General features: G+C 59.2%; 17 protein-coding genes and 1 pseudogene. 8 read left to right on the plus strand and 10 right to left on the minus strand.

From position 1 onward, the window contains the following. The first annotated feature begins 421 nt into the window (after nucleotides 1–421). Complete coding sequence (locus E4S61_RS25590) at nucleotides 422–574, plus strand: DUF7837 family putative zinc-binding protein (RefSeq protein ID WP_167768564.1); 153 nt, start codon at nucleotides 422–424, stop codon at nucleotides 572–574. Between the two features lie 21 nt (nucleotides 575–595). Here the strand turns inward: E4S61_RS25590 and E4S61_RS18395 are convergent, their stop codons facing one another. Continuing rightward, on the minus strand, nucleotides 596–1645 hold the full coding sequence (locus tag E4S61_RS18395; protein WP_135305410.1) for a TrmB family transcriptional regulator: 1050 nt from the start codon (nucleotides 1643–1645) through the stop codon (nucleotides 596–598). 255 nt (nucleotides 1646–1900) lie between these two features. Between E4S61_RS18395 and E4S61_RS18400 the strand changes: the two genes are divergently transcribed. From E4S61_RS18400 to E4S61_RS27000, 3 genes are all read left to right on the plus strand, one after another. Continuing rightward, nucleotides 1901–4654: a glycoside hydrolase family 97 protein gene (locus E4S61_RS18400; protein WP_245180832.1), complete on the plus strand. Its 2754-nt coding sequence runs from the start codon at nucleotides 1901–1903 to the stop codon at nucleotides 4652–4654. Nucleotides 4655–4796: 142 nt separating this feature from the next. Continuing rightward, entirely contained in the window at nucleotides 4797–4943 is a 147-nt protein-coding gene (locus E4S61_RS25600; protein WP_167768565.1) for a hypothetical protein, read from the plus strand. Next, nucleotides 4919–5080 (plus strand): HVO_A0114 family putative DNA-binding protein, encoded by a 162-nt coding sequence (locus E4S61_RS27000; RefSeq protein WP_449405168.1) that lies wholly within the window; start codon nucleotides 4919–4921, stop codon nucleotides 5078–5080. Before E4S61_RS25600 ends, E4S61_RS27000 begins: the two co-directional genes overlap by 25 nt. Nucleotides 5081–5273: 193 nt before the next feature. On the opposite strand, the gene E4S61_RS18410 is transcribed toward E4S61_RS27000, so the two are convergent. From E4S61_RS18410 to E4S61_RS18450, 9 genes and pseudogenes are all read right to left on the minus strand, one after another. Next, nucleotides 5274–5567 (minus strand): PadR family transcriptional regulator, encoded by a 294-nt coding sequence (locus E4S61_RS18410; protein ID WP_135305411.1) that lies wholly within the window; start codon nucleotides 5565–5567, stop codon nucleotides 5274–5276. 277 nt (nucleotides 5568–5844) lie between these two features. Further along, nucleotides 5845–6033: pseudogene (locus tag E4S61_RS26770) on the minus strand (S8 family serine peptidase); the annotation flags it as partial. A 241-nt stretch (nucleotides 6034–6274) separates the two neighbouring features. Continuing rightward, a complete protein-coding gene (locus E4S61_RS18420; protein WP_135305412.1) occupies nucleotides 6275–6574 on the minus strand; it encodes a hypothetical protein in 300 nt (99 codons plus the stop codon). Between the two features lie 609 nt (nucleotides 6575–7183). Then, on the minus strand, nucleotides 7184–8230 hold the full coding sequence (locus tag E4S61_RS18425; protein WP_135305413.1) for a single stranded DNA-binding domain-containing protein: 1047 nt from the start codon (nucleotides 8228–8230) through the stop codon (nucleotides 7184–7186). A gap of 1190 nt (nucleotides 8231–9420) precedes the next feature. After that, entirely contained in the window at nucleotides 9421–9666 is a 246-nt protein-coding gene (locus tag E4S61_RS18430; protein ID WP_135305414.1) for a hypothetical protein, read from the minus strand. A 147-nt stretch (nucleotides 9667–9813) separates the two neighbouring features. Then, nucleotides 9814–10278 (minus strand): type VII toxin-antitoxin system HepT family RNase toxin, encoded by a 465-nt coding sequence (gene hepT / locus E4S61_RS18435; RefSeq protein WP_135305415.1) that lies wholly within the window; start codon nucleotides 10276–10278, stop codon nucleotides 9814–9816. Beyond that, nucleotides 10275–10763, minus strand: coding sequence for a type VII toxin-antitoxin system MntA family adenylyltransferase antitoxin (gene mntA, locus E4S61_RS18440; protein ID WP_135305416.1), 489 nt, complete (start codon nucleotides 10761–10763; stop codon nucleotides 10275–10277). The genes hepT and mntA overlap by 4 nt, the downstream gene beginning before the upstream one ends. Nucleotides 10764–11182: 419 nt before the next feature. After that, entirely contained in the window at nucleotides 11183–11374 is a 192-nt protein-coding gene (locus tag E4S61_RS18445) for a hypothetical protein (RefSeq protein WP_135305417.1), read from the minus strand. Continuing rightward, nucleotides 11375–11614 carry a hypothetical protein gene (locus E4S61_RS18450; RefSeq protein ID WP_135305418.1) on the minus strand — a complete coding sequence of 80 codons (240 nt, stop codon included), beginning with the start codon at nucleotides 11612–11614 and terminating at the stop codon, nucleotides 11375–11377. Between the two features lie 150 nt (nucleotides 11615–11764). On the opposite strand from E4S61_RS18450, the gene E4S61_RS18455 reads away from it, so the two are divergent. From E4S61_RS18455 to E4S61_RS18470, 4 genes are all read left to right on the plus strand, one after another. Then, nucleotides 11765–12259: a hypothetical protein gene (locus tag E4S61_RS18455; RefSeq protein WP_135305419.1), complete on the plus strand. Its 495-nt coding sequence runs from the start codon at nucleotides 11765–11767 to the stop codon at nucleotides 12257–12259. Between the two features lie 12 nt (nucleotides 12260–12271). Beyond that, nucleotides 12272–13516 carry a hypothetical protein gene (locus E4S61_RS18460; RefSeq protein ID WP_135305420.1) on the plus strand — a complete coding sequence of 415 codons (1245 nt, stop codon included), beginning with the start codon at nucleotides 12272–12274 and terminating at the stop codon, nucleotides 13514–13516. Nucleotides 13517–13699: 183 nt separating this feature from the next. Continuing rightward, nucleotides 13700–16588: a VirB4 family type IV secretion system protein gene (locus tag E4S61_RS18465; RefSeq protein WP_135305421.1), complete on the plus strand. Its 2889-nt coding sequence runs from the start codon at nucleotides 13700–13702 to the stop codon at nucleotides 16586–16588. Then, nucleotides 16588–20562, plus strand: coding sequence for a type IV secretion system DNA-binding domain-containing protein (locus E4S61_RS18470; protein ID WP_209309556.1), 3975 nt, complete (start codon nucleotides 16588–16590; stop codon nucleotides 20560–20562). Before E4S61_RS18465 ends, E4S61_RS18470 begins: the two co-directional genes overlap by 1 nt. Nucleotides 20563–20649 lie beyond the last annotated feature (87 nt).

Below are 20649 nucleotides of genomic sequence, written 5' to 3' on the forward strand. Positions count from 1 at the left end.
CAAAATGCGTAAGCCCATTCATATAGTAAGCGACCATAGCACTGAATTAATGTCGAGTGAGACAGTCTGGATCAAGAAACGTGGACCAGTCGGCGTCGGGACAACTATCCATATTCACACGGACCCAGACTGTCAGCCGCTTCAGCAGGCCACAGAGATCAGAGAAATAGAGCGTGAGAAACTTCCCGACCACTGGCCTGACTGCTCGCTCTGTACAGGCACTGCCGACACAGGAGGCGTCCCAGAGGGTGAAAGCACGCACACTCGTCGAAACCGGCTAGAAGCACTCGATCCGGACGAGCTCTAAGCCAGCGGGACTCGGCTACTCATATCTTGAACTATTGCCCACCCAACACTTACTACGGAAGCTACCGCAACACGAGATAGCGCAACGACCGATATCTAAGGGACTTACCTGTGCATGACTCATGATACGTCGATACTTGGCCGATGTCCGGACTGTGATGAAGATATTACTCCAGCGTGGCTGTTAGTCGAGTACGAGCAAGACGATGGGACGACAGGCATCTGGGCCGAGTGTCCAGCCTGTGAAGACGTCGTGAAACCCGAATAATGAGAACCGTCACTATGCGATTCAGTCTTTTTGCCGTAAGGTGATGCGCTTCCCTTCGTAGTCCTCCATGAATGGAGTTGGGCCACCAATACTCACTTCTCCTTGGTCAGACTCGATATTCAGACTCGTCTGTAGCGAGAACTCGTTCGTTGGGGGTTCGACGAGTCCTTGCCGGATCTCACGTACTGGACCAGAAAGTGTTTCGCCACTACCTGTTTCGATATCCGCCCATAGATCAATTCCGTTGCTCTTGTAGAGAGTGGCATGGAGAACTGCCTGGCGAAACCAATCAAACGTCCTCGGCAGCGGATACGGATCCGTCACGAACACCTCATTTGAAGCAGGCCAGAATGTTCCAAGATATGTTCCGAGTACTGTCCCTGTGAGTCGCGATCTCGTTACTTCAACTGCATCCTCATCTGTGTTTGACCCCGAGACTACCTCAGCACCACCAATCAAGGCCGTCCGATCGTCGACTGTGTACAGAAATGGGACTGACTCGTTCCAAGAGTGAACGACGTCTGCAACACCTGCAAACCGGGTTCCGTCCTCCTCTCCTACATTCGCTTTTCCAATTAATAGGAGCACGAGTATTTCTCGGTCAACAGCAGCCCTTAGTTCGGACTCCAATTCTGGATAGATGTGCTCCGGAATCGCGAGAATTACTTCCTTTTCGGCCTGTGAAATCGCCTTCTTTGCTCGCTTCAGCACTGTCTCCCGTGACTTCATCATCTGGACCTTGGGTGACTGAGGTTGTGACTCATTGAATCGCTCCTCCAGGAGCGGCGTCATAGAGTCGATCTCATCCGACAGTGTCGCCATTGCTGTTGCCGGCGGAACAGCCCGGATCGTCGTGGGAGATGCATGGCTGTTTACCTGAGCCAAGCCTCGTTCCTCGAGCCGCTCGGCGATTTTGTACACTCCCTGCTGGGTAACGTCTGCATCCTCGGAAATCGTACTCGTCGTCGCTTCCCCCCGGCTAAGCAGGGCTAAGTAACTCTCAATCTCCTTTTCGGAGAGTCCGAAGCTGGCTAGCTTCTCTTTGAGCGCGGTATCAGTCGTTTCGGTCATTACTGCTACTGTAGTCGGCATCTGTTGATAAATGCACGAAACGACCAGCACGTCTCTGGGTACCGGTCTGGACCGCGGCCTCCACACAGGCAACGTCAATCTTGATTGTTTTGCTGAGCCGAACAGGTATTCAGGACATATTCGATAGTGGCGCGCCCGCTGGCGATAAGCCGAGAATGGAAAAAGGTGCGTAGAAATCTTAAACAACTCGTTTAATCAGAATTACTATGTGGGTTGGGATCACGGTGAGAAACGATGGCACCTGACCTAGAGGAAATAGCAGAATTGATAGATACGAGTCTCAGCCGTCGGAAATTACTGGCTGCAACGGGCGCTGTAGCGGCGAGCGTTACTCCGACTATTGCGACAGCAAACACGTCTCCTGTCGAGAACGAACAAACGGACTCATCACAGCGTATCGAGTCCCCAGACGGTCGCTTACAAGTTCATTTCTCGCTTCGAGAGGGAACACCTACGTACGCCGTTAGCTACGACGGGCAATCCCTCGTTGACCGTTCGGCTCTCGGATTCGAATTCGAAGATATGGCACCACTCGGGGATGATCTAGTGGTCACTGGTGTTCGACAACGGAGCACAGATACGACGTGGGAACCCGTTTGGGGAACGACTGAGTCGGTACGGAACCACTACAACGAACTCGCTGTCGGCGTTGCAGAACGAGGTGACCCCGGCCGGTCACTGACGCTTCTGTTTCGTGCGTACGATGACGGGGCCGCGTTCCGGTACGTCCTTCCACAACAGGATGCGCTCGAAGACTTCACAATCACGAACGAGCGGACAACGTTCCGCTTCGCCGATGACTACACCTGTTGGTGGATTCCCGATAACTACGAGAGCTACGAGGATATCTACCAGGAGACTCCCCTAAGCGGCATCGAACCGACGCCGGAGGTCGGCGCAACGGTCGATGGGGCGAACACGCCGCTGACGATGCAAGTCGACGACGACCTATACATGAGTCTCCACGAGGCTGCGCTCACTGATTACGCCGGGATGACGGCGACTCGGGTGGATGATTGTCCATCCGTATTTGAGTCGACACTCGTTCCATTACCCGACGGAACCAAGGTGAAAGCCGAAACACCTCATGCCTCACCGTGGCGGACTCTGACGATCGGGGAGACACCCGGAGACCTTGTGGAGTCGAAACTCGTCCTCAATTTGAACGACCCGTCAGAAATCGACGATACATCCTGGATTACCCCCTCGAAGTATATGGGCATCTGGTGGGAGATGCATATCGGGAAGGCGACGTGGGCGCCCGGTCCAGACGTTGGTGCGACGACCGAGAACGCAAAACGCTACATCGACTTTGCCAGCGAACACGGAATCGAAAATCTACTTGTAGAAGGCTGGAACGTCGGCTGGGAGGGCGGATTCGATCAATGGAGCAATCCGCCGTATACCTTCAACTTTACTGAGTCTACAGAAAAGTATGACCTTGAGGAAGTCGTTCAGTACGGAGAACAACAGGATCCGTCGGTCGACGTAGTAATCCATAATGAGACGGGTGGCGGTGTGGAAAACTACGAGAATCAGTTGGAGGACGCCTACAATTACTATGAGGAACTCGGGATTCCATCGGCAAAGCTCGGATACGTGAGTGCTGAAGGGATGCTAATAGATGGGGAACTCTATCCACATCACTCGCAGGTGATGGTGAATCACCACGAGTACGTTGCGGAGATGGCTGCCGAGCACGAAATTATGCTCAACGTCCACGAACCGGTCAAGCCGACGGGTAAACGCCGCACGTGGCCCAATCTCATGACCCGTGAAGGCGTCAGAGGGCTGGAATACGAGAATGCGGGCCCGCAAGGGAACCCGCTGAATCACACCCTCGTCGTCCCCTTCACGAGAATGCTCGGTGGTCCCGTCGATTACAATCAGGGTATCTTCGACGTGAAGCATTCGGAGTACGGCGGAAACACGCGGGTTCATAACACTCGTGCTCGTCAGCTGGCACTCTATCTCATCATGTTCAGCGGCCAGCAGATGGTCGCTGACCTCCCGGAGAACTACGACGACCTTGATGAATTCGAATTCATTGAGAACGTTCCTGTGGCTTGGGACGAGACGACAGTCGTCAACGGAGAAATCGGACAGTACGCTACGTTCGCGCGTCGGAAAGGTGAGGAATGGTATATTGGAAGCGGCACCGACGAAACGCCGCGTGCCCTTGAAGTACCGCTGGACTCCCTCGACGATAGTCGTCCGTACGTCGCTACCGTCTATACCGACGGTGCGGACGCCGACTTCGAGAGCAATCCGACCTCGGTCACAACTGAGGAATTCATCGTCAGTTCGGCTGATACTCTGGTCGCTTCGATGATCAACGGTGGCGGACAAGCAGTCCGTCTTCGCCCGGCAAGAGGACAGGAAAAGCGGAAACTCCGTCAGTACAAGGAGCCAGAGTATGAGTACGGTTCATTCATCGTTCCTGAGGAGACGATGGCCAGCGAATCCACCTCAGCGCTCTTGGAAATTACGAATACTGGGAGTATCATTGGTGGAGAGGAGCTGCAACTCTACGTCGATGGGGAGTCGGTCGAAACGACATTCGCCCGTGTTCCTGCCCGAAATGAAGAGCAGGTAGAGTTCCCGATACAGCTCCGAGAGCCAGGCACGTACGAAATCGCTGTTGGCCGCCCCTCGGACGACGTCATCACCTCTCGAACCCTCGAAGTAACACCAAAGTCTACAGAGCTTGAGTGGCTCAAATTCGACGGTTTTGACGTTCCTGAGACGGTCGAGCGTGGAACGAAGATAGAGGTGGACGGAACCGTCACTAACACTGGGAGTGACGAGACTATCCAGATTTTGAAGCTGACTGTCGATGCAGATGTGATCCAAGCGAAAAAGATCGACCTCCAACCTGGCAAGAGCACAGACGTGTCCTTTGAGTACACGTTTGAGGCGCCCGGTGAGTACTCGATTGCCGTTGACGATATTGGCCCATGGACTGTCACAGTCTCGGAACTTGAGTAGGAACACAACGGTCGTGTCGGAGTAAGGCCCTTGGATGTCTTCTTTTCCAACTTCTTTCTGCTTTCTCCCGGTGACTGCGCTTAGCGGGACTCAACCGATGCGAGCGTAGAACGGTGATGGTCGCTGCACAACGACCGCTTCAATGACAGCACTGCTGAGGGACTCATTAGGGGATGGAAATGCTGAGGAGGATAGTTTTGGTGCTCAAATTGGCATCTCAATACAGAAAGTAGCCGTGAGACGGCTCGTCTCGTTGATCGAGATATTAGCCAGGTTCATCGGAATCTGAACGAGTTGGAGGAACTCCATCTCATAGAACTCGTCGACGATGGGCAATCGAAGCGACCATCGGTCTGGTACGATGCTATTGATATCGACCTCCCGCTTGTGGCTCCAGATGAGAGTTCGGACGAGGCAACGGCGTAAGTACGGTACAGCCAACATGCGTCGCTCTACCTACTAGAGAGGAGCTGTGTCGGTTAACCAGCTATGCGTAACGCTGCTAACCAACATTGACGATCAAAACAACGGTTGTTGGTTAGTGGCAACTACGTTTCCCGACGACTCGTTTCTCAGTGCGAGGAATGCTATTCACGGACCGAAACTGGGTGCGGTGGCTTTATGTGGCCGACGTCTCTGCAGACTCTACGTACTTGCGTTCCCACTCGCGGCGGGCTTCCAGTTCACGGTGGCCGCGTTGAGTGAGTGTGTAGACGTTCGTTCGCTGGTCTTTCTCACTCTTCTCGACGAGCCCCTTCTCGACAAGCGAATCGAGGTTTGGGTAGAGTCGTCCATGATGAATCTCTTTTTCGTAGTACTTCTCAAGTTCATCCTTGATGGCGAGGCCGTGTGGCTCCTCAAGGCCAGCGACTACATACAGCAGATCACGTTGGAAGCCAGTCAAGTCCTGCATGAGACGTACTATGTGACTACCTCTCATATATTTGCCGGCTTACAATTCATGCCTCCGCTCTACTGCGGTATAGTTTCACACTGAACGCTGCTCGGGATGGAGTGTACCGACCGCTTCGGCCTCGCTGCTCACACCAATGTTTTAGTCTTGCTGTCACATCTAGGTAAATGGATTGCGGTCCAGTGCATGGATGGATACCTCGCACCCACCGCAATCTCCGCTGGGGGCCCATAGACAATGGGCTCGCAACTTTCGTAGTCACAGCAAGTAAGAGAGGTTACAGCAGTTCCTGCGTTCCACCAGCGTCAAATTTCGGCACTGTCCCTTCATCAATATCGGTCGCTCCCATTGAGATGGCTTGCCGTAACTGCGTAGGTGAGAGGGCGGATTCATCGTCGGAGAGGTCGCTGAGGAGGGTCGCGAGGGACCCCGAGACAATCGGCGTCCCGAAACTCGTCCCAGACTGAAGGTTGCAGCGGGCGCGAAATAGCCCAGTAACTCAAGTACATCTTCGCCGTGGCCGGTAGTGTCCGGTGTGTCGTCAGCGACGTAGTTCAGCCGCTGGTCGATATCGAGGGTATCGGCTAGCGCAGCGGTCGGTTCGAGCACTGAATCGACAAGCCCAATCCGGACAGTCTCACCTTCGTAAGTCGAAGACTGGAGATTGAGAGTGACAGAGTAAGAGTCGAAAACGAACTGACGTAAATCTAGGAGCGAGCCACACGCCGGTGGGATCGGTCGTTTCCCTCGTCGAGCGTCCGGACGTCCTCCCGCTCAAGCTCGATCGATTTCAGCCCATCAAGCTCACACAGTTCATTTACGGTTGCTTTCGGGCTGGTCACACGTACAGTCGCCTGGCCAAGGGATGCCTCGACTGTGGCACCGAGCTGTTCAACACGGGCTATGAATTCCTCACGGTCGCCAGAGACGCCCAGTAGCAGCGTGATGGTGTCGTCACTACTGCTGTCTCGGAGCTTTGTGACACCCGGGTCGATGTACTCTGGCATAGCTGATTTCCTCGAGACGGTCCTCGGTGTTAAAGCTAGGTGCGGCGAGTGTTGAATGCTCTGATCGTGGTACTCTCTTTGCTTTGGTAGCAGGGAATGCAACAGATACTGAGAGCGACCAGGTGACGAATGCAGCGCAAGTAGCTGTCCGAAATCGCGATACCAGCGACACGAGTCTATAAATGAAACCCTGCCGAACGCTCGGTAGTTATAGGGACCGTGCCCGCCACTGCAGGCACGGTGGACCGCCGCGAGGCGCACGTGCGCCGAGCGCAGCGCTCCGTCGTCCTCGTGAGCGTCAGCGAGCGAGGGCTCGGAAGACGAACAGAGTGAGTCTTCCGGTGGCGCCGCGCGTCGTCGAAAACACTCACCATACATTTCTCACTACCCCACTGGCTGGCCTACGCGAGCGTCCCCCGAACCGACCACACTGGACACCCGGCCCGACTGACCCACGTTGATGCCGTTTGCGGCCCCAGCCTCAGTCCGTGCGCGTGGTTGGCTCGTCGCCGCCCCGCTGTGCCGGTGGGCGGCGACGAGGCCGCGTGCGCGAGGTGGCTCCGAACCGACCGGGCAGCCACCTCGACGGTGGAGCTGACCGAGTCGGATCTAGTCGGCCAGCGTCACCTCGACGGCTTTGTTCATGTCCATCTGGTTGACCCACGCGTGAGTGTCTGATTCTGCGTTCCACGGAGCCAGCCGGGGACAATCACCGGAACACCCGAACGATGCCCGACAGTCGCCGGTCGGGGCGGGACCGTCGCCGCGTTCGAGGATGCACATGGTTGTCTTGCTCGTCACGGCGAGCGTCTTCAGCCCGTTGTACTCGCCGGGTTTGCCCCCACAGAGACGCACGCGGTCGCCTTCGTGAAGGGTCCGGACCATCGTACCACCGTGAACGGATTTCACCCAGACCGTCACCTTCGCCGTGTCGCCACCGTCGTCCTCAACGTAGGCCACCTGATACTGATTCGGGGCGGCGGGGTCCTCAATAAGATGCGTGACAGTTCCTTCGATGGTCGCCTCGTAGCCGTGAGGATTCATGTCTGCGACCGGGACCGGCGCGTTCATCGCGGCGCGAGCGGCCGTGAGTGCACCGAAGACGCCGTCGAAATGTGAGTCGCTGTCGGTCGTGTGGCCGGCAACGAGTTGGCTTGCTGCGGCGTGGCTGATGCCCGTCTGGTTGCTGACCGTAGTGGCATCTTGATTCACGTCGGCCAGCACGTCGACGTCCATCTCCGCGCGTGGGTCGGGTTCGGCTTCGAAGGTTTCCGGTCGCTCTTGTTCGCTGGTGGTGAGCTGGCGGGCCGAGGCTTCGCGGTCGATCTCGCCGTGGGCATCCCGAGCCGTCTGGGTGTGACGGGCCTGTTCGGCTGCCTCGCCGTGGCGTTGCTCTTGGGTGGCCAGCGTCTCGCCGTGGCGGCGATTAGGTGCGACATCGGTCGAGCGGGTCCAGTCGTAGTCGTTCTGGCGAGCGTAGTAGTTGCCCCGCGAGTCACTGCCGCGGTTGGGTCGGTAGTCGAGTTCGTCGCCGTTTGCCGTCTCGGCGACTTCCTGTAGAAGATGCTCGGGACCGCCGTCGACGTGGGCACCGAGTTGCAGCTGCTGGTCGAGATCGGGCGATGCTTTCTTACTGCCGGAGTCGTTAGCGTACATTGTCTTTCGGTATCCACGGAAAGACACTTGTCGGGTGTGCCAGCACCCGATTTCCTGCGGCGTGACACTGCCTTCGTGAGCGCCGCGTGTCGTGCCGTTCCGTACATAAGGCCACGGGTGCCTGCTACTTAAAACCAACGACCAATTAGGATTGCTTCAAGTGGAATAGAGCGGCCATATAGTGTCTGAAGATCAAGATTACTAGATTGTGATTTTGGCGAGATTACTATATAAATGCAAGTTGATGGGATACCCTCGACGGCGGGGAACATCTTGTGCGGTGTGGTCGCGGTTCCGTGAGCATCCCGCGGGCCGCCCGAGTGCCGGATGGGTGAAAGCCCGGCACGGCTCTGCCGTGCCCGGAACACAGCGAACGGTGCGCGGTCGCTTGCGACCGCGAGAGACGAACGGCGAAGCCGTGAGTCAGTGAGCGTCCTCGTTCCGGCGAGGGAGGGCGGTCCGAAGGGTTCTGCTGCTGTGGTCGGGTGGGAATGGAAGGGGCACGGCGCTGGCGCTTGTGTAGTCGTGTCAGCGACCCCTCTCCGAGCGTAGCGAGGAGATGTCGCTGAGCGACCGCCAGCGCCGTGGGGCTTTCAAGGTGTGCTAGACATGCCTCACGGTCACCGCTGCTGTCACTACGAGCCTAGTAAATCCGGTTCGCTATCTCTGGAAGATTTCAGCGGTACGCATGTTAGTGTTGTCAACTATCACCGTGATAGTGTTGCTCGCCTTTCTCTGGAAAATCTCAGTTTACGCATGGACTATTGAAGCTCCGTAGCAGAATCCGGGTAGCGCCTCGTCGCTCTTCTCGTCCGGAGGTGAGGTACACACTCATAGAATTGGTCTCCTACACGCTTCTCTATCAAAAGCTCACGTACGAATTCCGTCACCGGCAGCTCTCCAATCTTCACAGCCGCCCAGCGGCGGCTGCTGCCACTCATACGAGAACACAAGAAAACCCTTTCCCAGCCAGTCTGTCAGTCCCAGGCCGCTCACACACCAGTCTCTCAGCGCTTGCTCCCGGCCGCCAGCCCCTCGCTGTCGTTCACCGGAACCCCGGTGTCTATTGGCCATTTGTCTGCCCATCGGAGGACGGACTCTCAGAGACTTTCGAGACGACGCTCTCGCACCTCATCAGTAAATCGCTATCACTGTGGTCAACCAGCACTGTTAGAGACTCAATCGAGATATCACTCATGGAGCGGTGTGACCCAGTCGGGCGCACAGTCATGGGTTCCACCGTAGATTGACCCATCAGGATACTGGTTATCGTCAGCCTCAACCGCGACGATCATGTCGCCGGCACTCGTCGAGATTCCACTAATAGTACCGATGACTTCCTCAAGTGGCCCTACGCCCTCCGTCCAATCAACGCGAACTCGATCTCCGTGGTCCAACCCGAACTCATCGAAGGTAACGTTGTGCTGGTCATTCATTGGAATCGCCTCCACTTCACGAAGGTGGCACAAAATCAGCGAAGACAGCAGCTAACCAACATCCGCGAAGAAATTAGAGCTATGTTGGTTAGTACGACAACGAGTCGGACGACGGCGTCAAGTTACGGAAACGCGTTGCGAGCCTTCTCAGTCGTCGAGTGCGCCAATGGAATCGAGATAGTCTCGCACCGCCTGGACGAACGCGCGATAGCGCTCAAGATCTTGGAGCGCGTTATAGACGACGTCGTGATTGATGATACTGCCGTACGTATGGGATAAGACGTTCCGGAACCGGGCGCCCTGTGCCATCTCTTCGGCCAATGGTCCCGAGAGGACATCCATCTCACCGAGCGTTCGCATCGACGCTGGATTACTCGTGGGTGGCTTGCCTTGCTCGTATTTGACGATCTCCTCAGCGATATCGATAGCAGCCTCTGTCATTTTGACGAACCGACGTTCAACGATATCACGCGTATCCGAGTCGGCTTTGTAGTCGGCGCGGCTGCAACGCTGCTTGCGAGCAAGCACGCCGAGACTTTCCTCGATGGTTTCGACAGCCGCCAGTATCCGGTTGAGCCGATCCGTCGGTAAGCTATCGTCGTCGGCCGTCATCCATCATCCTCTGAGTCGCCAGCGACGGGGACTCCAGATCCACGTTCGTCAAGATGGGCGTCAATCCGCTCTAATGCGCTATCGAGTCGGTCACGAGGCGATTGCTGTGGGGACTCCTCCGTAGTGAGCTGCTGGCGAAGTTCAGTAGCACGCCTCTGTTCGCCGAGAAGGAGCACACCATTGTCAAAGATGGATGTCGCGAGCTGTGGTGAGGATGTGTGGAGATCTACAAGGTCGACGTCGTCGGTCTCGAACACCTCACTGAGAGCAGCACTTAGCCCCAGAAAGACATCGTTGTAGTCTGGGTCGGCTGGTCGCTTATCGTCGAATTCGACCGCGAGATCGATATCACTCGTCGCATGCGTCGAGTCAGTTGCGTGTGAGCCAAAGAGGATCGCAAGCCTGACCGGATGTTCCGCAAGCATCGCTTGGAGGGCGTCGAGATCGAGGGTGTCTGTCAGAGTCGTCGACGCAGCGGTCCTCATTGGCAGAACTTAGGCGACGAGATATTATAAAACGCAGGTGCCGTTCTAGAGTCTTGTCCAGCGGTGACGTTGTGATGATTGCTCATTGGAATTGGCTCTACTCATGGAGGAGTAACAAGATCGATGGGTACAGATATCTAACCCAACAGTGGTAGATCTACCACGGTTATGTTGGTTAGAATGCTGTAGCGACTACTTGGAACGGCTCATTTCACCTCTACATATAATCCGTCAAGTTGGTTATGACGCTATCTTCCCACGTTGACACACGCCAGAACCGGCTGTCGCGCCAGCCGTCGAGAGTGAAAGGTGCGTCCCGGTTGTGACCACGGGACGCGATGGTCTGCGCCCTCTCTCGCATGTAGGCGACGCGGACCACCGCTAGCTGGGACAGCGTGCCTCAAAAACGTACGGGTCGGTCACTCGAGACCGATCAGACGGCGGCCAACCCAACGTGAGAACAGAATCGCCACGATAAGCCCGACAAATTTGGGCGTTAACGTTTCGAAGGCGAACAACGGGATAGCGACCGAAACGAGGAGCACGACAAGAAAGAGAACAAACCCGACGACTCTCCGGGTTGCAGTCTCGACGACATCGGCAACGGACATTCAGCCCTCGCCCCCGTTTGCTTGGCTGCCGAGAAGATTGTCGAACACGGCGGCGAGCTCGTTTTTGTCCGGGCGTGGCTTGTACCCGGTACTCCCATCGAGAGCCACGAGGAGGCGAGCGGCGAGTTCGTACGCCTCGTAGACTTCGATCTCTCGCCGACCAGCGACATCTTTGATCGCGCCATGCAGCGCGTAGTCGATGTAATAGTGTGGTCGTATGCCGTCGTGTCTCCCCGTCATTGGTGAATCTACATTCAATTTGAATGCCCATAGTAGTTTGGACTAACTAGGTATTTTTCGGACCAAACTTTTATTGCTAGTGAGTGTGTTGTCTAGAATAGGCGCAGGAGGTGTTGTGACCACCGATGATTCTGCGCCCTCTCTCGCACCATGTTCGAGCTAACACTCCCCGGGAGACTCGGGGACACGGCAGCGCAGTTCGTCGACCGGCTTGACACGGTCGAACGAAGAATCCTCAATCAGTTGTCCTTCCAGCAGGTACGTTCGGTCGCGATTCTGCTGGGCATCACGGCGACGACGTCAGGTGTGGCAGCTGCACAGAGCGTGAGTGAAGTCGGGAGCGCAATGTGTGGTTCCGGTGTCGGGCAACTCGTCGGGTTCGGATTCATCGCCGGGTCGCTGTATTTCGTGCTGAAGGGCGTCGCAAAGGCCATGACCGCCATGGACAAGATGGGCTCGACGAAACAACAGTCGGCCCGCGAAGGAAAGGAAGCGATGGCCGGCTCGGCCAAGACCTTCTCGGCGGCGTTCATCCCGGCCGTCGCCGCGGGCGTGTTTGAGGTGTTGGGCATCTCGACGGTCTCGTGTATGTCGCCAAGCCAGTGGAGCGTGCTGATGGCCAGCACCACTACACTTCCGCTCTAACGGAACTCGTCTGTGCCCGACACTTCTTCTGCACCGACGCCCGGAGACGCGCCTACACCGTCTTCGTCGAACGCAACGAACGGAACGGCCGGAGACGCCGGTGGCGGCCTGTTGCCGTCGCCGAAAGAGGCGATCAAGTCCCTTGTCGAGTGGGCGGTCCACTCGCTCGTCGAGGGCGCAACAGCGTTCCTCGAACTCTTCAACAGGTTCGTGTTCGGCATTCGTCTCCCCGGACGGGCAGGTGAGGTTGCAACCTGGGGTCCGCCAGAAACGGGCCTCTGGTCGGGCGCGTGGGCATTGTACTGGACGCTCGTCCCGCTGGCTCTCGCACTCCTCATCTTCCAGGCGATGCGTGCGCAGGGGAGTCTCTCAGGGCGAGAGACGAAAGTGAAGCTCGGCGAGATTGGGAAGTGCGCCGCCCTCATCCTTGCGGGGTGGCCGGTCGCGATTGGCGGCCTGTACCTTGCCGACGGTATCGCGATGGCGCTGGCTCCAGACGCTTCGGCGCTGCTGTCGACGCCGGGAAATATCGGCAAGCTTGGGCTCGGGATACTCGTCGGCGGTGCGCTCATCACGGTCCAATCGGGATTAGTGTTGTTGGCTGTCGCGATCGTGTTCATCGAGCAGATCATCCTCATCGCGGCCGTCGCCGGGTGGCCGATCTGGTGGGGACTTCGCCCCTCGGACTCCGGGTTTGCGAACGCGGCCTCGGGCATCGGGCTCTCAATGTATGTCGGCGTCGCCGGTGCGAAGGTCGTCCAGGCCTGTATCGCCTTCTTCGTCTTTCACAGCGAGTGGTCGCTAGCCGGCGGAGTTGGTGACGCTGTCCTCTCACTACTGGGCTCGGCAGTCGGCCTCGGTGTGGCCTTCGTTGGTGTCCCGGTCGTAATTGGTCGCAATTTTGTCCCGGAGGTGATGACCGTCCTCGGGACGCCGGGCGTCAAGGTTGCGGAGTCCTCGGCTTCAGTTGCGAGAGATCGAGCTGGTGGTGCGGCAGGAACTGCCAGTAACTACGCCTCGTCAGCTCGGTCCCGAGCGGCAACAGCTGCTCCTTCGTCGGTTCCATCGCCGACATGGTCGAGAGGCAGCAGCGAAGCTAGCGCAGCGCGGACGGTCCCTGACGACTACACGCCTTCGCCGGAGCCCGGTGCTAGACAGGCGTCCTCGCTGTCGTCGCCTGACAGCGATGCCTCGTCAAATAGCACTACGAACACAAGCAGGAAGCGACGTATCGAAGCCCTCAATGGGCGATACTAACCCTTTCACTTTCAGAAATCCATGAGTAACAACTCTCAACCGGCAGAACAGACGCGCAAAGATCCCGGTCAGCTAGTCCCACCGCGTGTGGATACTGACCCGGCACTACTCGGCGGTTACACCTGGAGCGATATGAAGGCCTACAGTCCAGCTGTGGTCTCACTCGCTGGGAGTGGTATTGGTATGGCGACGTCGTCACCGGTACTCACTGTTGGCGGCCTCGTTGGCGGTATCGGACTAGGCCTTACTGGAACCTACCTCCGAGTCTCTGACCGGGCCTATACGTCACCACGTGGCCGCATCTCGGTGTGGTCATCGCACCTCCGCCGGCGGTACCTCGACAGTCCTGATGAGGTTCTCGCGGATGTGACGGGCGTTTCTGGCGTCACCGAGCGTGGCTTCCTCGAGATGGACGGTGGCCGGTATGTCGCACCAGTTCCGGTCGAACCGCGGAACACGGCGATGCTTGATGCCGACCAACGCCACAGGCTCGCGGCATCGCTATCCTCCGCGATCGACGAACAGTTGACCGACATACCATTTCGATTCTACTCGACGACGCGAGAGGCCGACGTCGACGACGTGGCCGAGCGCTACGAACGACGCGCTCTGGACCCGGAGACCAATGAGCTACAACAGTCGGTGCTGCTTGACGTCGCCGACTGGCTGACTGAGGCCGATGCCCCGAACTGGGAGGCCCGCGACTGGCGGCATTACGTCGTTGTTGAGGCCGATGCTGGTGCAGTGACAGGCACCGATGAGCCATCGTTCATTGAGATGCTGAATCCGCTGGCTGATGCCGACGTGGTCTCCGATAGCGCGGTCGAGGCGACACTCGCCGACCGCGTCAAAACTGTCCAGGCCGCTATCGGGAGCGTAACGGGCCTGGAGGCGCGCGCCCCGACGCCCCGAGAGTCGCTGACCGTAGCGCGCGAGTACTGGGGGCGCGATGACAATCTTCCGGACGAGCTCGTCACGGACCTCGTCGGCGACGACCAAGGCGGCAGGCACGTCGAAGGTGAGGAGATGAGCGATCGTCTTGCCCGGGTAATCGAACCCGAGACCTGGGATCCACGAAATGGATGGGTGCAGGTTGGTGATCAATACGCAACGGCTCTCTGGCTAGCGGAATATCCCACAGAGACGGCGAGTCTCTGGCTCAAGGATCTCTGCACCCTTCGGGGAGTCAACGTCGACGTGACGGTCAATGCCGACCCCGTGCCACTCGAAGACGGCGTCCACGAGGCAGGAGCAAAGGCCGCGGATATCGGCTCCGAAGGAGAGGAGCGCGCCGAAGAACAGGACATCACGGCGATGGATACCGAGACCGCCGGCGATGCAACCCGAAAAATGCGCGAACTGTTCCGTCAGACGCCCTCCCAACCGTGGCGGCTCTCGACCTACGTCGTCGTGCGGGCCGACGACCGGGATGCACTCGACGCCGCGACCGACGAACTGGCGACGTTCGACGATGTCGAGGGAGCAAAGCGGCGGGCCCTGCAGACCGCTCGCGAGACGGTACGTGACACGCTGACCGGCCCACCGGCGAACACAACGCCCGTCGCTCCCGGTGCTGCCCAAGAGTGTACTTTCCGTGCGGCCTCACCGCTGACGGGTGATCGATGGGATGCTGAGACGCCAGCGGAGAAAGACCGGCTCGTTCCAGGCGCTGTGATCGGGTCGATGTTCCCCTTTGCCGCTCTCGACCGGCGTGAAGAGACTGGGATGGATTGGGGCCGCAACGAGGAGAGTGGGTCACATCTCCGTCTCTCGCCGTTCGAACGAGGCGGTGGGCCACACATGCTGACGATTGGACAGACGCGGTCGGGAAAGACCTACTCAGCGTCAAAGGCTGCGCTCCGGTGGTATCTCGAACGCGACGACCGGACGCTCATCGTATGCGACACCCAACGCGGGTTCGACGGACTGACCCAACTCTGTGGCGGCGAGCATATTGTCGTCGACGGAAACCAGTCAGTCAATCCGCTTCGTATTGAACCATCACCGGATCACCGGGCCGACGGAGCCGACGAGTTCCGCATGACCGTCGAGGAGACAGTCGGCTTTCTGGTCGGGTTGCTTCGGGCCGACGACGTCGCCGACGCTGGGGAGTACGCACCGCTGCTGGCTCAGGCGGCCGAGCGAACACTCACAAACGCCGGCATTGAGCCGGGTCAGCCCGAGACGTTTGATGCCGGGAACCCGAACCTCTCGGATCTCCTCGAAACGCTGACGGACATGACCTCGAATCCCGAGGAGTACACGATGGCCGACGGTGAGGGCCACGAGGGTGAGACGCATCTCGAACAGGTCGGTGAGCTCCTAACGAAACTTCGCTCGTTCCAAGAGGGCGGTAAATACGCGAGTCTCCTCGGAGCTGATGAACTGGGGCTGCTCGGCGACGACGTCGACATGGCGTATCTCGACCTTCATGCTGTCGGCGGTAGTGATGACGCCGAGAAGTCAGCGAATCTCCAGTTGATGCTCTCGCAGGTGCGAGAGAAAATCAAGCAAACCGACGGCGAGGTTGTCTGTATGTTCGATGAGGCACACGTCCTGCTTGACGCCGACCGCACGGCTGACTGGTTACAGAAAGCGGCGCGGGAGTTCGCCCGGTATAACGCTTCGCTGTGGTTTCTCTCCCAGTCCCCGAAGGACTTCGTCTCGGGAGAGGGTGAGACTGACGCCCGGGATACGATCCGTGCCCAGTGTTCCACGGTGCACTTCTTCCGGACACCACGAGTCGATGAGGACGTCCTCGCACAGTTCGGGCTCAACAGCGCACAGCGAGAGTTCGTGCAGGACATAGCCGTTCGTGGAAAGGAGGGTCGGGGGTACTCCGAGTGTCTCATTGATGCCGAAGATATCGAGGGCTGGATCCCATGCTATGTCGAGGCCACACCACTAGAAGATCGGGTACTCACTTACTCTCGGCGCGAGGCAGGCGGCCACGGTACGGCGAGAGAGGATTTTGTCGAACACATGACCAAAGGAACGGCTGTTCCCTCGAACGGTGAGAGTGGTACTTCACAGCCTGCTGATGCGACCGATGAGAGCGGAGGGCGAGAGTAATGGGGCTTCTCGACCGCTTCGCTTCGACGACCGACACGGAGACATCGGGATACGAAACTACGCAGATTGACGCCGATCTTGCTGAGGCGCTGACCACGCCCGGCGACCGGGACGCTATTTCGGTACGGCCGCATACAGATAACGGCGGGATTGAAGCGATGGACAGCGTCCTGGAGTCGCTCCATTCTGTCGAGACCTCATCAGGACTTCTCCGTGGTGGTGACGAGAATATCAGCCCCGCCCACTCGTTCGAAGTACGCTATACGCGACCTAACGATGGCGGCGACCGGGTGCTGTCACTTCGTTACGTTGCCGGCGATGACCGGACGAACGGCCCGCTCGAACGACAGTTGACCTCGCAGTATCCCGACTCGCAACTCTCGCGAACCTCCTCGGAGTTACTCTCCGGGAGTGGCGTCGAAGGGCGGCACATCGCCGGTGCGCGGCTACACCTTCGGCGCTACACGCTGTACCCGATCAAAAACGTGGATCTGCCGGGGTTCACCACCGACCCGATGGGAAGTATCCTCGAAGAGATGGTCGGTCAGCAAGCTGAGGATGCGACCGACGCCGACGTAGTCGTCCAGATCCAGTTCAAGCCCGCCCAGCGAGACTGGACAGATGGTATCGAGAATGGCCACGGCGTGCTCGACGCTAGTGACGAGCGAGTCCGGGGCGATCCGAGTATCAAGTCGCTGGCGATGAACCTCCGAGAGCCGACGTTTGAGAAACAATGGCGGGTGTTCACGCGGGAGACGATCGAATACCCTCCCTCGAAAGTTGAGAAGCAAGTAGCAAAACTCCTCGAAGAACAGCAGGGCGAGAAAGGATGGCGGCTGTGTCTCCGAGTGTTCGCGATCTCCGACGACCCCGACGTCGCGGTCTCCCGGGCCAGCAGCACTGCCGGGATGTTCCGGAACTTCTACGAGAACAACGCCGAGCAGACGTTCGTTCCCGACCCGCTCGACGGACGCGAACTATGCGACGTCGTCGAGAAAGCGACTCATCGGGAATGGACCGACCATGGCATCGTCAAGGCTCAACGGGAAGTATCGGGTCTGTTGAACGTCCCTGAGGCCGACCACGTTGCCACGAACAAACTCCGGTGGTCGATGTCCCGACCAGGAGAGGGGATTCCGCCGAGAACGCCGCGCTTCGACTTTCAGACCCACGGCGTCGCCGGGGCCAGTGACGACGCCCAACAGGTCACTATGCTCGACGAAAGTGGCGAGGGCGACCCCTACTGGTACGGGTTCGGCAGTCGGCATGGCGTCGAGGCCGGCGTCACGCCCGAGACACTGGAAACGCACCAGTTCGTCGGCGGCGGAACGGGGAAGGGCAAGACGACATGGTTGGTCAATTTCGCCAGTCAAGTCATGCAGCGCGGCCACGGCGCACTGATCTTCGATCCGAAGGGGAAGGACGCCGACGAGTTCGTCCGAGAGTGGCCCGACGACCGTGATCGCGAGGACTTCGTGTTTGTCGATCTCACCGACGAGTTCGATAAGCAGGTGCGATTCAACTTCCTGGAAGTGCCTAGCGACGCCGAGCCTGATAGCCGACAGTTCGCCTCGACTATCGAAGCGTTGTGCGATGATCTCGCTAGTATGGTGGCGCTGGCCGGTGGGCAAGACAACTACTGGGGTGCTCGCATGGACCGCGTCGTGCGGACGTTCATCCGCGGGATGGCGAAATCGGGCAAGACCTGTACCCTCCTCGACCTCGCGGCCCTCTGTACTGCCGAGGAGAATCGCGAGCGGTTCACCGAGTGGATGGACCGCGAACGGCTCCAGTTCATCAAGCGAACCGCCGAACGGATCGAGGGGTTCGACGATGCCGATCTCGAACCGTTGGCTGGCCGGCTCGATCAATGGATTCAGAACGACGCTATCCGCGACCTGATAGCGGCGCGAGAGTCGACGGTCAGTATCCGCGACGTCGTGCGCGAGGGGAAAGTCGTCGTCGTGCGAAACGCGCCCTCGTCGGGCGAGACCGAGAAACGGCTGTTTGCGACGGCGCTCATTCGCCGGGCGTGGGTGGCGGCCCGTGAGGCCGACGAGGACCGTCCGCCGTTCTACGTCGTGTGCGACGAGTTCGACAGCATCGTCTCGGAGAAATCGGATATCGCCAGCATCCTCTCGGAGGCTCGGGCGTTCGACTTTTCGCTGACGCTGTCGTGCCAGAACCCCTCGAATCAACTCCCCGAACGGGTGCAGAAGGCCATTGAAAACCAGTGCGAGACGTTCATCTCGTTCAACCCCGGCGGCCGTGACGACGCCCGCCTTATCGCCGGCCAGCACTCCCGAGACGTCGAGAAAGACGACCTGACGAACCTCTCGAAGTATCGGTTCTACATGCGGACCCACGACGCCGACGACGAGCTGACTCACTCCTACAAAGTCGACGCTTTCCCGCCGGTCGGCGAGACGCGGGAGCGGGTGTCGGGAGAGGCCGGACTGTCCGACGACGCTCTCGACGAACTGAAACGCGAGAGTGTCGAGAGGTACGGGAAACGCGCCGAGTCGCCCGCCGAGCAGCGACGGGCGTCTCACTTCTACGCCGAGGGCGACGACGTCGAGGCCGGGCCCGGGACTGGCCCCGATCACGGCGGCCCCGATGCCCGCGCCGGTCGGGAGCGGGCTGTGTTGAAAGCCGTCTTCGACGAGTCGATTCACGCCGACGGTATCGAGACGGGCGGGTTCATCCCGAAGGGCGACGTCGAGGCCCGGATACGCGACTATCTCGACGCCGACGGCGACGGTATCGCCGACGTGTGGGACATCGTCGAACGAGTCCCCGAGGACCTGCTGGCCCGCGACCACCGCGACGGCGAAACCCACCTTCAGGCGACCGAGCGTGGACAGACTGAGGTGTTCGCCAGCGGCGACGACGAGAAAGCCGGCGGCCTGAAGCACCGGCAGTTGCTTCGAGACAGCTACGAACCGCTGGCCCGCCTCGGGCTGTGCGTCGACATCGTACAGCAGGACGACGACGATCTCCCCGACGCCCGCGCCACTCCCGAACCGATGCGTGGCGTCGACGTCGAGGCGCTGTCGCTGGCCGAGACGCGGGAGGTAGCACAGGGCTTCGCCGAGGACTACCCGACGCTTGACCGTCTCACGGGCGGCGAGACGGCCGCTGTCGAGACCGAGAGCGAAACGAGTGAGAAGCCCGGCCAGACTATCAAGAACCTCGCCAAGGCCCACCAGAGCGGCGAGAAGTGTCTCCTCGTTGCACGCCCCGACGACGCTCGGCGCGTCGAGGGCGCGCTGTCTGACCCGCCGTTCGTCCGCGACGTCGGCGACGACGGGACGCAGACGTTCTACAACCGCCGAGACCTGTGGGTCGACGGCGACCGTATGCTTCGGCCAGAAGGCGCTGAACAGACTGTGTGGCGCTTCGACCCCGGCCGAGAGGCATACATCCTCTCGGACAGCGACGGCCGAGAGCTAGCTACCTTCGACGACCACGAGGCTGTGTTCAAGGACGCCGAGGCCTACCCGGCGACCGAGGGCGACGTCGACGACCCCGACGAGTGGCGGCGCGTCAGAAAGCCTGTGATTCCCGAGCGCGTGTTTGACGGCGAGACGCCCGACCCCGACGACTGGCGTCTCGTCGTGCTCGGGGCCGAGGACGTCCCGACCGACCTGGCGCTTCGGGCGGACGGCGAACTGACCCCACTCGGAGAGACCGACGAGACGACCACCGGGAGCGAGGGCGAGGAGACCACCGACGACGCCGACCCTCTCGACGACGTCGCCGAGCGGCCGGCGGCGCTGTACGATCTCCTCGTCGACCACGGCGATAGCGTCGAAACCAGCGAGGCCCACACCCTCGCTCAAGAGGCCGACGACGGCCCCGACGTCGCCCGGCGAACTATCGGGAACTACCTCGACGACCTCGCCGACGCTGGTGTGCTTGACGTCGACCGCAACCCGGGTGAGGCAAACGTCTACCACCTCGCTGAGAGATAGCGACGACGTCTCGACGACCTACTGAAATCTATTCTTTAGAGAGTATTTGCAGTGAAACAGCTGTGAGAATGACCGTGCGAATAGACC

Source organism: Haloarcula amylovorans, from assembly GCF_004681185.1.
Taxonomy (GTDB): domain Archaea; phylum Halobacteriota; class Halobacteria; order Halobacteriales; family Haloarculaceae; genus Haloarcula; species Haloarcula amylovorans.